Source organism: Streptomyces sp. NPDC088400 (assembly GCF_044753355.1).
GTDB lineage: Bacteria > Actinomycetota > Actinomycetes > Streptomycetales > Streptomycetaceae > Streptomyces.
Genome location: NZ_JBIVMZ010000013.1, coordinates 138470 through 152756 on the forward strand (window position 1 = coordinate 138470; position 14287 = coordinate 152756).

Consider the following 14287-nt stretch of genomic DNA (forward strand, 5'->3'; position numbering starts at 1 on the left):
GGTTACGGCTCCCGGAAGGAGCCGGCTCTAGGGCCGCCTGAGCGGCGGGAGGAACGGCAGCTGCGCCGGCCGTTCGTGCGAAGCGGCGGCGAGCGCCAGGAGAGCGCCTGCGGTGCCGGTCGAAAGGTCCATGGACAGCCGCATCATCTGCTCGCCGGGGAAGGCGAGATGGCCCTGGTACGCCATGGCGTGCCAGGCGAGTGCGTCCATCTGCCTTCGTACGTCGGCGACTTCGGTGCCGGGTCCGGTGGCTGTCGTACGGCTGAGGTACAGCACCATGCCGGCGGCGCCGCGGAAGAGGCCGGGCTGCGCGTAGAAGGTGGCCTGCGCCGCCCGTACGATCTCGCCGCGCGCCCGCTCGAACTCCTCGTCGGCGCGATGGGCGAGATAGTCGTCGAGCACCATGCCGATGCCCACACTGCCCGCTCCCAGGTAGGGCATCGTCCGCCAGCCCTCGTCGACCTGGAGGGTGCCGCCGGCGCTGACCTTGCACCGGGCCAGATCGCGCCGCAGCGCGTCGGCAGCGAGGTCCAGCAGCGCGGTGTCACGGGTGCGTTCGTAGAGGCGGACGAAGAGCAGGGCGACGCCTGCCGCGCCGTGCAGCAGCCCGGCACGGGGCAGTTGGCCTCCCGGCCGGGCCGGATCGCCGGACAACGAGCGGGCCGCCAGGTCGGCGCAGCGCAGCGCCGCCGTGTGCAGCGCGGACTCCCCGGACTGGGACGCGAGGTCGTTCAGTGCGAGACCGAGACCGGCGGCGCCGCCGTGCAGATCGGACGGGATGCCCTCCCACGGCTGATCCAGCGTCAGCTCGGCCAGTTCCAGGGCGTGTTGGGTATGTCCGAGCCGGTTCAGTGTCCAGGCCAGACCCGCCAGGCCGTCGTAGAAACCGAGCGGTGTGCCCGAGGCGGGCTGCTTGCTCCGCAGCAGCAGCCACTCCTCCGCCGGCCCGCACCGGTCGGCGCCGCTCTCGTCCAGCGCGTACAGCACCCCCGCGGCGCCGTAGCCGAAGGACAGACCGCCGCCCGCCGTGGCGAACTGGGCGATGTCGCCGGGGAAGTAGCGGTCCTCGCGGTCCAGGGAGGCGGAGGCGAGGATGGCCCTCACCATGGAGTCCCGGCTGCGCGGCCAGTCGGCCGGCTCGGCCGGAAGATACCGCCCCTCGTCGGCGCGAGGCCCGGGGATACGAGCGGGGTGCTCGACGGTACGAGCGGGGCGCCCACCGGTACTCGCGAGGCCGGAATCGCTCGCGGGGTCACGGAGTATCTCGGCCACCGCCTCGTCCAGGAACGCGCGCTCGACGGGGAACTGCCGCGCCACCACCTCCGCCAGATGCGCGGCCTTCGCCCGGTCGACGGCGAAGAGACTGGTCAGCGGTATGAAGAGGGCCAGCCGCAGACAGGCGAGGGCATACCGGTCGACATCGAAGCCGCGCCGGTCGTACGGAGCGACGAAGGCCGGATTGGCCACGGTCTGACGCCCGTTGTCATCGATGTGCGCCGCCGCCTCGAAGTCGAGAAGCACCACCGACGACTCGTCCTCGGACACCATGATGTTGAACAGATGCAGGTCGTTGAAGACGACCCCGCGCCCGTGCACCGCCGCGACGGCCTCCTCGACCAGGCCGTGGATCCGGCGCGCCCACGCGGTGTACTCGGCGAGCCGTTCGGCGCCCGGTTCGGGGTCGATCAGCGGGTGCCGGCGGGCGAAGAAGGTGTTCAGGGGCTTGCCCTCGACGTATTCGAGTACGAGGAAGTGATGGCCCCCCATGACGAAACTGTCCAGGACCTCGGGGGTGCATCTCAGCCCCGACAGCCGTTCCAGCGCGTCCTGTTCGCGCTTGAGACGGGTCACCGCGTCGGCCCCGTCGGCGGCCAGCCCCGCATGCGGACGGGCCTCCTTGAGTACGACCTTCTCGCCGGTTCTGCTGTCCCGGCCGGCATAGACCCCGCCGCCGTTGGAGAAGTGCAGTGCCTGCTCGATCGTGTACGGCAGGTCGGCGACGGTCATGGCCTTCCGCGCCTCCAGATGCGGCCGGAGGAAGGCGGGCGGGGCGACCCAGTCGGGTATCCGGAACACCGGGCCCCGCAGGTCCGGAACGAGTTTCCCTTCGCCGTTCTCGACGGCCGGGCGGAGTTCGCCGTCGGCGTCGTAGCAGTTGCGCTGGGTGAAGCTGCCGTAGCGCAGGTGGACCGGGCCCTCGCCCCAGCGCAGGTCGCTCAGGATGTACGGCCCCGGCTCACCGGCCAGCAGGCTGTCGAGTTCCGAGGCGATCGTGCCGCACTCCAGGACGCCCGCCGGGTAGACGGTGATGAACTTCCCGCTGGCTGCGCGGTCCGCGTATTTGGCGTTGCGGGTGTGCAGCAGGTATCTGCTCGGCACGAACTTGAAGGCGATGTTGCGCGGTACGCAGTACTCCATGACCCGGTCCAGCACTGACTCGGCGTTGTCCAGACACGCCGACACATGGATCTTCCAGCCCTGGGACGGCAGTTGGCCGTCCAGCGGGCGCCATGCAAGCCAGTCGCCGGTGCGGTGCTGCTGCCAGCCGGCGGGGGCGGGCCGCAGAGCGGCCTCGTACGGGGCCTGACGGCCCGTGCCGACGGTGGACGACAGCCGGTGCGGTGAGTCGTAGAAATGCCGGTCGGCATCACAGAATACGGCGTATCCCTTGTTCACACGCGCTCCCTCGTGTTCGCACGCGCTCCCTCGGCCGGCGACAGCGCCAACCGTGTCATGGCGGTGGAAACGCGAGACAGTCGCCGATGTCACTTCTCCGACATGGACTACGCACGAGTAACCAGTGATGAAACACGGCGAAATGAGGCGACGTGAGGTGACACGCGGTGAGGGACGAGCGGTGAGCGGAAGGGCGCCGGGCCGAAGCGGGGCGAGGGACCGGCGGACGTCGAGGTCCGCCGGTCCCGGTGCGGGCCCGTTGCCCGCTCGTGCCCTGCGGGCGCTTTACAGCGCCGGGTAGGCGTTCTTCATCAGTTCCTGGAACTGCGCGGAGAACCAGTCACCGGAGAGCGGCGCGTTGCCCAGAGCGCCGGACATATGGTTGTTGTTGCGCGGGTTGCCCGTGTAGGCCGGGTCGCACATCTGGTCGAATCCCTTGCCCTGGTCGTTCGGGATCACCTTGCTCGCGCCGTCGGACTCGCCCGGGGGCTTCATCCAGACGTACGCGTCGATCCCGGTGGCGGGCGATGCCTTCGGCCGTTCGCCGAGTCCGGCACCGGCCTGGTTGCACCAGTTGCCCAGATGGATCCTGCGGTCGTAACGGCCGCCGTCCACATAGGTGTCCACACTGGTCTGCGCGCCGGGTCCGCCGGGCCTGGCCGTACCGCCCCAGCCGTTGCGGGAGGTGTCGATCAGCATGCCGATGCCCGAGGGGAAGCCGACATTGACCGCTTCCTGACGGAACGCCTGCGCGAACGACTGCTCGTCGACGTACCGGTTCCAGTCCACCCACTTCGACTCGCGCACCGACTTGCCCGCGACGCTGTCGTTGATGGTGAAGTTGTTCTCCTTCGTCGCACCGTAGTTGGCGGTGTTGACGATGAAGCCGTGCACCTTGTCGACCGTGCTGCCCTCGGCCGTCGCGGCCTGCTTGAACATCTGCGCCGAGGCGTTGAAGTTGTCGTCCCAGCCGATCCAGCCGTGGTGGCCCGCGTCCACGTAGTTGTAGACGTTGGGGACGGCGCCCAGGTGGTTGAGGGCGTAGCCGACACCCTTGATGTAGTTGCCGTTCGCCTTCATCACATCGCACTGCGGCGTGGCGGTCACGCGCGGGCTGACGTTGGTGACCAGGTTGGGCAGGGAGTCGATCTCGACGGTCGTCACGATCCGCAGGCCCGCGTACTTGCTGTCGGCCAGGATGGCGGCGATCGGGTCGATGTACTCCTTCTGGTAGCGGGTGATCTCGGTCGGACCGAGCTCACCGTTGGAGGCGAGCGCGGCGCAGTCGCGGCCCGGCAGGTTGTAGATGACGAGCTGGACGACGAACGGCCTGCCGGCCGCCTGCCGTACCGCCTCGTCGAGGTGGTCGCGCAGCCCCATGCCGTTGCCCACGCCCTCGATGGCCGCGATCCGGTCCAGCCAGACACCCGTCGGCTGACGGGATATCCGGCTGCCGCCCGTCTCGGCGGCGGCCTTCGCGGACCATTCGGGGTTCACGTACACCCCGGCGCCCGTATACGGGTTGTCGACCTTGGCGTTCGCGGGCGGCGGATCGGTCGGGTCCGTGGGATCCTCGCCGCCCGACGTGTTGCAGGTGACGCCGTTGAGCTTGAAGGCGGCGGGCACCGCGTTGGTCCCGGTGGCGGTGGCGTTGAAGCCGAAGGAGGCCGAGGCGCCGGTGGCCAGGGTGCCGTTCCAGCTCGCGTTGGTGGCGGAGACGGCCGTGCCGCTCTGGGTGACCGTGGAGCTCCAGCCCTGTGTCACCTTCTGGTTGCCGGCGAAGTTCCACTCCAGCTTCCAGGAGCTCACGGCGTCACCGGTGTTGGTCACGGCGACCGCGGTGGTGAAGCCGCCCGACCAGGAGCTCTGGATCGAGTAGTCGACGGTGCAGCCGGCCGCCGCCGCGGAGGCGGGGCCGTCCAGCGCCGTCACGGTGCCGGCGGCCGCGGCGACCAGCGCGTACGCGGCGAGCACCGCGGTGCGGGTACGGCGTGGAGGTGAGGTGGTGCGGCTCATGAGAGTCCCTTCAGATGGTCACGGAGTCCCACGCCGAAGGAGGTCGGCGTGCCGTTGTAGTCGCTGATCAGGGAGGGGCCCGAAGAACAGTCCCAGGTGTTCCAGGTCCAGCCGAGGTACGAGGAGCCATGGCTGTCGAGCCAGGCCATGACCCGGTCGACATAGCCGTGCGCGCAGGTGTTCTCGCCGATCTCGCCCGCCACGAGAGGCACTTTGGCTGCCACCGGGGCGAGTTGTTCGTTCCAGCAGCTCTCGTTCGCGCAGGCGTTGAAGTTGTACGAGTGCCAGGCGGCGGCGACATTGCCGGCCGGGTCGGACGGCCGGTACGCGAGCCACTGCCGCAGGTCGTTCGAGTAGGCGATGCCGGGGATCAGCACCACGTTCTGGGCGCCGGCCGCCCGTACCGCGTTCAGCAGGGTCTGCATCCCGGCCACCGGGTAGTCGATCCCCGGGCAGTTGCCGCCGTCGCGCCAGCAGGTCCAGGCGGCGTCCGGGCTGGTGGTGGCCCGGTCCGGGAACGGCTCGTTGAACAGGTCGAAGACCACGGCCGGATCGCTCTTGAAGGCCGTCGCCACCGAGGTCCAGAACGCCGGTGTGTACCGCGCGTCCGGCATCGGCTTCTGGCAGGTCGCGTACTCGGTGTCCGGGCAGTGGTTGTCATTGCCCGTGTACTTCCCGTGGGTCCAGTGCAGTTCCAGGACCGGTGTGATGCCGTGCGCCTCCAGCCTGGTCACATACGCCTTGACCGCGTTGATGTAATTCGCTCCGGAATAGGCCGCGTTCACATGCGGGAGGCCGAGCCAGCACTCCTCGTTGAGCGGCACCCGTACGGTGTTCACCTTCCAGTCCGCGATGGCTCGCACGGACGCGTCGTCGACCGGACCGTCGAAGATTCCGTGCCCCTGGACGCACATGAACTCGCCGCCGGAGCGGTTGACTCCGAGCATGCGGCGGGTCGCGCCGTTCTCGTCGACCAGCTTGTTGCCGGACACGCGCAGTTTCGGTGGGGCGCCGCCGGGTTCGGGCGGATCGGTCGGCGGGTCCGTGGGGTCACCGGGGCCCGCGTCGCCGTTGCAGGTGACGCCGTTGAGCCTGAACGTCGTGGGTGCGGGGTTGGACCCCGACCAGGAGGCGGTGAATCCGGCGCCGACCGAGCCGCCGGTGGCGATCTTTCCGTTCCAGCTCTCATTGACGGCGGTCACGGTCCTGCCGGACTGAGACCACTTCCCGCTCCAGCCCTGGGTCACCTTCTGGCTTCCGGGGAAGTCGAAGGTGAGGGACCAGTTCTCGATCGGTGGTCCGTTGTTGGTCAGCGTGACACCGCCCTGGAAGCCGCTGTCCCACTGACTCGTGGTGCTGTATTCGACGGTGCAGGTGGCAGCGGTTCCCGACGCGGTCACCTGTGGAACAAGGGCGGTACCCGCCATGGCCAAGGCCGCGGCGGCCAACAGCGCACTGAGGCGCGGTGGTGGTCGCATGGAGCGACTCCTCGATGGCCGATACGCCGCCTGACACGGCGTATGACTGATGGAAGCGCTCCCACTGGTTCTGTTCGACGGTAGCGCCGAAGTGGCATGAGTCAACAGTCCAGTTGACTTCTTTTACCCGCGAACTCGCCTGGACGTGGGTCGTGTTCAAACTCTTGACACCTTCGCGGTCCCGCTCGACGCTTGGGAGCGCTCCCACTGGTTCGTACCCCCCACACACCCGCACCGGACCGCGAGGAGGACCACCCCATGCTCGTCTCACGAGGATCCCCACCAGGGGCGCCGCCGCCGATCACCAGGCCGCGCCGGCGGCGTGGAGTGCGGCGGCTGCTGACCGCGCTGGCGGCCGCCCTGTCGCTGCCGCTGGGTCTGACCGCGGTCAACGGAACTCCCGCGCACGCCGCCGCTGTCCAGTGCGGTGTCGACTACAAGACGAATGACTGGGGCTCCGGCTTCACGGCCGATCTCACCGTCACCAACCGGGGTACGGACGCCCTCGACGGCTGGACGCTCACCTACGGTTACGGCGGCAACCAGACCCTCACCAGCGGCTGGAACGGCGTCTGGACGCAGTCGGGGAAGACCGTCACCGTCAAGAACGCCTCCCACAACGGGAAGATCGCACCCGGCGCGGCGGCCACCACTGGTGCCAACTTCACCTACAGCGGCGCCAACACCGCGCCCACGGTCTTCGCCGTCAACGGCGTGACCTGCGCCGGCGCGCACCAGCCGCCCCTCGCCGTGCTGACCTCCCCGGCCCCCGGGGCGGTGTTCAGCGCGGGCGGCACCATCCCGATGGCCGCCACCGCGGTCGCCGCCGACGGCGCCGGAGTCACCAAGGTCGAGTTCTACAGCGACACCACGCTGCTCGGCACCGACACCACGTCCCCCTATACCTTCGACTACGCGAACATCCCGGCCGGTGACCTCTCGCTCTACGCCAAGGCGTACGACGGCCAGGGCGCCTCCGCCGAGTCCACCCCGGTCGGCGTGCGCGTCGCCACCGGCCCGTCGCTGGTCGCCACCCCCGCCCAACTCGGCGTGCAGCAGGGGAAGACCGGCACGTTCGGGGTCAAGCTCTCCGCCCGGCCGACCGCCGCGGTGACGGTCACCGTCGCCCGCACCGCGGGCAACACCGCTCTGACCGTCGCCGCCGGCGGAAGCCTCACCTTCACCACCGCCAACTGGGACACCGCCCAGCAGGTGACCGTCGCCGCCGCGGCCACCGGCACCGGCGCCGCCACCTTCACCGCGACCGCGCCGGGACAGACCAAGGCCGATGTCACCGTCACCCAGCTGGCGGCGGCCGCCGGCTACGACGCCCGGTTCCTGGAGCTGTACGGCAAGATCACCGACCCGGCCGCCGGCTACTTCTCGCCGGAGGGAATCCCGTACCACTCCGTGGAGACGCTGATCGTCGAGGCGCCCGACCAGGGGCACGAGACGACATCCGAGGCGTACAGCTATCTGATCTGGCTCCAGGCCATGTACGGCAAAGTCACCGGCGACTGGGCCAAGTTCAACGGCGCGTGGGACATCATGGAGAAGTACATGATCCCCACCCACGCCGACCAGCCCACGAACAGCTTCTACACGGCGTCGAAGCCCGCCACCTACGCGCCGGAGTGGGACCAGCCCTCCCAGTACCCCTCGCAGCTCAACAGCAATGTGCCGGTCGGGAACGATCCGATCGCGGGCGAGCTGAAGAGCGCGTACGGCACCGACGACATCTACGGCATGCACTGGATCCAGGACGTCGACAACGTCTACGGCTTCGGCAACGCGCCCGGCAAGTGCGAGGCCGGACCGGCCGACACGGGCCCCTCGTACATCAACACCTTCCAGCGCGGGGCACAGGAATCCGTCTGGGAGACGGTCACCCAGCCCACCTGCGACGCCTTCAAGTACGGCGGCAAGAACGGCTACCTCGACCTGTTCACCGGGGACGCCGCCTACGCCAAGCAGTGGAAGTTCACCAACGCTCCGGACGCCGACGCCCGGGTCGTGCAGGCCGCCTACTGGGCCTCGGAATGGGCCAAGGAGCAGGGCAAGGGCAGCCAGGTGTCGGCCAATGTCGCCAAGGCGGCGAAGATGGGCGACTACCTCCGCTACGCCATGTACGACAAGTACTTCAAGAAGATCGGCAACTGCGTGGGCGAGACCGCCTGCGCCGCGGGCAGCGGGAAGAACAGTTCGCACTACCTGCTCTCCTGGTACTACGCCTGGGGTGGCGCCACCGACACCTCGGCCGGCTGGGCCTGGCGCATCGGCTCCAGCTTCGCGCACAGCGGCTACCAGAACCCGATGGCAGCCTGGGCCCTGAGTTCGTACGCCGACCTCAAGCCCAAGTCCGCCACCGGCCAGCAGGACTGGAGCACCAGTCTCAAGCGGCAGGTGGAGTTCTACCGCTGGCTCCAGTCCTCCGAGGGCGGCATCGCGGGCGGCGCCACCAACAGCTGGCAGGGGCGCTACGCCCAGCCTCCGGCCGGCACGTCGACGTTCTACGGCATGTACTACGACGAGGCCCCCGTCTACCACGACCCGCCGTCCAACCAGTGGTTCGGCTTCCAGGCGTGGTCGATGGAGCGGGTCGCGGAGTACTACAACAGGACGGGTGACTCGGCCGCCAAGGCGGTGCTGGACAAGTGGGTCACCTGGGCGCTGTCCAAGACCACCGTCAACCCCGACGGCACCTACCGGATCCCGTCGACCCTCCAGTGGTCCGGCAAGCCCGACACCTGGAACGCGACCACCCCCGGCGCCAACGCCGGTCTGCATGTCACCGTCGCCGACTACACCGACGACGTGGGCGTGGCCGCCGCCTACGCCAAGACGCTCTCGTACTACGCGGCGAAGTCCGGCCACGCCGCCGCCAAGAGCACCGCCAAGGCGCTGCTCGACGGCATGTGGGACCACCACCAGGACGCCCTGGGCATCGCGGTCCCCGAAACCCGCGCCGACTACAGCCGGTTCGACGACCCGGTCTATGTCCCGAGCGGCTGGACCGGCGCCATGCCCAACGGGGACAGGATCGATTCCGCTTCGACCTTCGCGTCGATCCGGTCCTTCTACGAGAGCGACCCGGCCTGGTCCAAGGTCGAGGCCTACTTGAACGGTGGGGCGGCGCCGAGCTTCACGTACCACCGCTTCTGGGCACAGGCGGACATCGCGCTGGCTCTCGGCGCGTATTCCGATCTCTTCGAGTAGCTCTCTTCGAGTAGCTCTCTTCGAACAGCGTCTCCTGCGCGGCGACGGTGGAGGGCCCCGGCATGTGCCGGGGCCCTCTGCGATGCGCCGGGTCCTGCGGCGCACGTCCGGTATGCGTACCGGTGCCCGCGCGGGGTTTTCAAGTCCCGTTCCGCTACGACCGTTTGATGACCGTTTGCCTTTATCAAAAGGGCAACACAAGGTCAAATCCTGGTTTCCGGCCTATTCGAAACTGACCGTTCGATGCAACTCTCTGGACGGCTCTTCGCGCGTAGACAAGCGTGACGGGTCCGCTTTTTGACACCCGCACAGATCAGCACGCTCAGGTGGTGGCTCCCCCAAGGCCACCCCTCCCCACACGGAGCCGCTCGCCGGGCGGCCCGACCCTTTTGGAGACTGAGTGAGACTCGTAGCTTCCACCCCCAGGAAGAACACCGCCCGTGTCGCCGCGCTGGTCGCCTCCGCCGCCATGGTGGTCGTCGGCGTCCAGTCGGGACCGGCCAGCGCCGCGCCCGACACCGCCCGCGAGAAGGGCGCCACCGCCGTGGCGTTCACGCCCGAGCAGCGCGTCGAAGCCATCAAGTCCGCCCAGGCGGACACCGCGAGCGAGGCCACGTCCCTCGGGCTGGGCGCGCAGGAGAAGCTGGTTGTCCGGGACGTCATCAAGGACGCCGACGGCACGGTGCACACCCGGTACGAGCGGACCTACGCGGGCCTGCCCGTGCTCGGCGGCGACCTGGTCGTCCACCAGGCCCCCAACGGCAAGGCCAGTGTCACCAAGGCGACCACGGCCCGAATATCCGTGGCCTCCACCGACGCCGAGGTCGGCTCGGCCGGCGCGAAGAAGACCGCGCTGAAGGCGGCTTCGGCGGAGAAGACCGCCAAGGCGGCGGCCGACACCGCCCCCCGCAAGGTGATCTGGGCGGCCACCGGCACGCCCGTACTGGCCTGGGAGACCGTCGTCAAGGGCGTCCAGCCCGACGGCACGCCGAGCGCGCTGCACGTCGTCACCGACGCGGCCACGGGCAAGGAGCTGTTCCGCGACGAGGCCATCGAGACCGGCACCGGCACCGGCGAGTACAACGGCAAGGTGACGCTCGGCACCACCAAGAGCGGCAGCACGTACAGCCTCACCGACAGCGGCCGCGGCAACCACAAGACGTACGACCTGAACCAGAAGACCTCCGGCACCGGCACGCTCTTCACCGACGCCGACGACGTGTGGGGCGGCGGCCGTCAGAGCGCGGGCGTGGACGCGCACTACGGTGCGGCGGAGACCTGGGACTTCTACAAGGAAGTGCTCGGCCGCAACGGCATCAAGAACAACGGCGTCGCGTCCTACTCCCGTGTCCACTACGGCAACAGCTATGTGAACGCGTTCTGGGACGACAGCTGCTTCTGCATGACGTACGGCGACGGCTCCGGCAACGCCAACCCGCTCACCTCGCTGGACGTGGCCGCGCACGAGATGAGCCACGGCGTCACCTCCGCCACCGCCAACCTGACCTACAGCGGTGAGTCCGGCGGTCTCAACGAGGCGACCTCCGACATCTTCGCCACCGCGGTCGAGTTCTACTCCGCCACCGCGAGCGACCCGGGCGACTACCTCATCGGCGAGAAGATCGACATCAACGGTGACGGAACCCCGCTTCGTTACCAGGACAAGCCGAGCAAGGACGGCGGCTCGAAGGACTACTGGTCGTCCACGCTGGGCAACCTCGACGTCCACTACTCCTCGGGCCCGGCCAACCACTTCTTCTACCTGCTGTCCGAGGGCAGCGGCGCGAAGACCATCAACGGAGTGAGCTACAACAGCCCCACGTCCGACGGCTCCACGGTCACCGGCATCGGCCGGGACGCGGCCACGAAGATCTGGTACAAGGCGCTCACCACGTACATGACGTCCAGCACCAACTACGCGAAGGCGCGCACCGCGACGCTCAGCGCGGCGGGCGCCCTGTACGGCACGACCAGCACCCAGTACAAGGCGGTCGGCGCCGCCTGGACCGCGATCAACGTCAAGTGACCCGTACGGTCCGATGTGACTGACGGGTAGCACACGGGGCACGGGCCCGCGCGTTCGTTCGCGCGGGCCCGCGTTCGGTTCCGGACCGGTCCGGACTGGTCCGGCCCGCTCCGGGGTGATCCGAGGCGATCCGGGGTGATCAAGCCCGTCCGCCGGTCGACGCCCTCCACCGGTCGGCACGCTCCAGGTGAGGGATCGGGGCGCGCGAACTAGGGTGCGCATCATGGCCGGACATAACGGGCGGGGGAGCGGCGAGGACGCCCCCGCGGAGCCGGACCCGCGGCGCTGGAAGGCGCTGGCGGTGTGTCTGGTGGCGGGGTTCATGACGCTGCTGGACGTCTCCATCGTCAATGTCGCGCTGCCCTCCATCCGAACGGGGCTGCGCACCTCGGAGGCCGATCTCCAGTGGGTGCTGTCCGGATACGCGCTCGCCTTCGGGCTGTTCCTGATCCCCGCCGGGCGGCTGGGCGACGCCCGCGGCCGGCGCGCGGTGTTCATGGCGGGGCTCGCTCTCTTCACCCTCTCCTCCGCGGCCTGCGGAGCCGCCCTGTCCAGCCTCTGGCTGGTGATCGCCCGGCTGGTGCAGGGCCTCGCGGGCGGCATGGTCGCGCCACAGATCTCCGCGCTGATCCAGCAGATGTTCTCCGGCCGGGAGCGGGGCCGGGCGTTCGGCATGTTCGGCACGGTGGTCGGAATCTCGACCGCCGTCGGGCCGCTGCTGGGCGGACTGCTCATCGAGGCGGCCGGAGCGCGGGAGGGCTGGCGGTGGGTGTTCTACGTCAATCTGCCGCTGGGCATCGTCTGCCTGCTGCTGGCCCGCAGGCTGCTGCCGGACACCCCGTCGGCCGGCCATGTCCGGATCCGCGACCTCGACCCGTTCGGCGTGCTGCTGCTCGGCGGCGGAGTACTGGCGCTGCTGCTGCCCTTCGTGCAGCAGCAGGAATGGCACGGCGACGAGAAGTGGCTGCTGCTGGTGGTCGCGGCCCTGCTGCTGGCCGGCTTCGTGAAGTGGGAGTCACGGTGCCGGCCGGGCGGCACCCAGCCGGTGCTGGACCTGTCCCTCTTCCGGGTCCGCGCCTTCTGGCTGGGCTGTCTGCTGATCCTGCTGTACTTCGCCGGGTTCACCTCGATCTTCTTCATCAGCACGCTCTACCTCCAGAGCGGACTGCACTACACCGCCCTGCAGTCGGGACTGGCCATCACCCCGTTCGCCCTGGGCTCCGGCGCGGCCGCGGGCATCGGCGGACGGCTGGTCAGCCGCTTCGGCCGGCCGTTGGTCGCCGTCGGGCTGACCATGGTGGTCGTCGGCCTGGCGGCCACCGCGCTCGCGGTGCACCTGGTGCCGGGACGCGGCGCCGGGTGGGCGATGGCGGCGCCGCTGCTCCTGGCGGGGCTGGGCAGCGGACTCGTCATCGCGCCGAACCAGACCCTGACGCTCTCCGAGGTGCCGGTGCCCATGGCCGGCAGCGCCGGCGGCACACTCCAGACGGGTCAGCGGGTGGGGTCCGCGGTCGGTATCGCCGCGGTGGGGTCGGTCTTCTTCGCCCAGGTGCCCGGCGACGGCTGGGCGACGGCGTACGACCACGGGCTGGTCGTGGCGGTGGCGTTCGTGCTGGTGGCGCTGCTGGTCGCGCTGGCCGACGTGGCGGCGGGTCGCCGGGACAGGAAGCGCGCGGCGCGGACGTCTTCCTCGTGAAGGGGCGTGGCGAGCACGAGGTGGACAACCCGTCCGATCCGGGAAGGCCCGCACGCGCCGCACCGAGGCATCGACGCACGGAATGCCGGCAGCGCATCGCAAGAGAACGCACCTGAGGAGAGGGGACCGTGATGAGCAACCCCGCGCACCGCACCACGGAAGGCAATACAGAAGGCAATACGGAGTTCGGCAGGAAACCCTTCAAGCGGTCGAGGAGCCATTTCGCCGACCGCGTCACCGCCGACGGCCGGGACGGCTGGCCGGTCGAGGCCGGCCGTTACCGGCTCGTCGTCAGCCGCGCCTGTCCCTGGGCGAGCCGCGCGCTCGTCTCACGGCGGCTGCTCGGCCTGGAGGACGCGCTCCCGGTCGCTGTCGCCGACCCCATCCAGGACGACCGCAGTTGGCGCTTCACCCTCGATCCGGACGGCCGGGACCCCGTGCTGGGCATCCGCTTTCTCAGCGAGGCGTACGACGCGCGGGAGACGGACTATCCGGGCGGGGTCAGCGTGCCCGCGATCGTGGACGTACCCAGCGGGAAGCTGGTCACCAACGACTTCCAGCGGATCACGCTGGACCTCGCGACCCAATGGACGGCGCTGCACCGGAGCGGGGCGCCCGATCTGTATCCCGAGGCGCTGCGGGGCGAGATCGACGAGGTCATGGAGGGCGTCTACCGCGACGTCAACAACGGTGTGTACCGGGCCGGTTTCGCGACCCGGCAGAGCGAGTACGAGGACGCCTACCGCGATGTGTTCCGCCGTCTCGACCTGGTGTCCGAGAGGCTGGCCGACCGCCGCTACCTGGTGGGGGACACCATCACGGAGGCCGACATCCGGCTGTTCACCACCCTGGTGCGCTTCGACGCCGTCTATCACGGACACTTCAAGTGCAACCGGTCGAAGCTGGCCGAGGACCGGGTTCTGTGGGCCTACACCAGGGACCTGTACCAGACCCCCGGCTTCGGCGACACGGTCGACTTCGACCACATCAAGCGGCATTACTACAAGGTTCACACCGGCATCAACCCGACCGGCATCGTGCCCCTCGGCCCGGACCTGTCCGGCTTTCTGAGCCCGCACCACCGCGAGGAGCTGGGCGGACGGCCGTTCGGGGACGGCACCCCTCCGGGGCCGGTGCCGCGGGGTGAGGAAATCCCCGCGGCGGGGCTCCCGTAGGTAC

General features: G+C 69.5%; 7 protein-coding genes. 4 read left to right on the forward strand and 3 right to left on the reverse strand.

Annotated features, from left to right (window positions below; genetic code table 11):
- Window positions 1-27: 27 nt before the first annotated feature.
- The 3 genes from lanKC to ACIQD6_RS28685 form a co-directional block, all read right to left on the reverse strand.
- Entirely contained in the window at window positions 28-2676 is a 2649-nt protein-coding gene (gene lanKC, locus ACIQD6_RS28675) for a class III lanthionine synthetase LanKC (protein WP_401887765.1), read from the reverse strand.
- A 285-nt stretch (window positions 2677-2961) separates the two neighbouring features.
- Window positions 2962-4692: a glycoside hydrolase family 6 protein gene (locus tag ACIQD6_RS28680; protein WP_401887768.1), complete on the reverse strand. Its 1731-nt coding sequence runs from the start codon at window positions 4690-4692 to the stop codon at window positions 2962-2964.
- Entirely contained in the window at window positions 4689-6170 is a 1482-nt protein-coding gene (locus tag ACIQD6_RS28685; protein WP_401887770.1) for a cellulase family glycosylhydrolase, read from the reverse strand. Before ACIQD6_RS28685 ends, ACIQD6_RS28680 begins: the two co-directional genes overlap by 4 nt.
- A gap of 258 nt (window positions 6171-6428) precedes the next feature.
- On the opposite strand from ACIQD6_RS28685, the gene ACIQD6_RS28690 reads away from it, so the two are divergent.
- The 4 genes from ACIQD6_RS28690 (at window position 6429) to ACIQD6_RS28705 (ending at window position 14283) form a co-directional block, all read left to right on the forward strand.
- A complete protein-coding gene (locus ACIQD6_RS28690) occupies window positions 6429-9386 on the forward strand; it encodes a glycoside hydrolase family 48 protein (protein WP_401887773.1) in 2958 nt (985 codons plus the stop codon).
- A gap of 400 nt (window positions 9387-9786) precedes the next feature.
- The gene (locus ACIQD6_RS28695) at window positions 9787-11412 is read left to right on the forward strand and encodes a M4 family metallopeptidase (RefSeq protein ID WP_401887775.1); all 1626 of its coding nucleotides are present in this window, start codon (window positions 9787-9789) and stop codon (window positions 11410-11412) included.
- Window positions 11413-11635: 223 nt separating this feature from the next.
- Complete coding sequence (locus ACIQD6_RS28700) at window positions 11636-13108, forward strand: MFS transporter (RefSeq protein WP_401887778.1); 1473 nt, start codon at window positions 11636-11638, stop codon at window positions 13106-13108.
- A 131-nt stretch (window positions 13109-13239) separates the two neighbouring features.
- Entirely contained in the window at window positions 13240-14283 is a 1044-nt protein-coding gene (locus ACIQD6_RS28705) for a glutathione S-transferase family protein (protein ID WP_401887780.1), read from the forward strand.
- The last annotated feature ends 4 nt before the right edge of the window (window positions 14284-14287 follow it).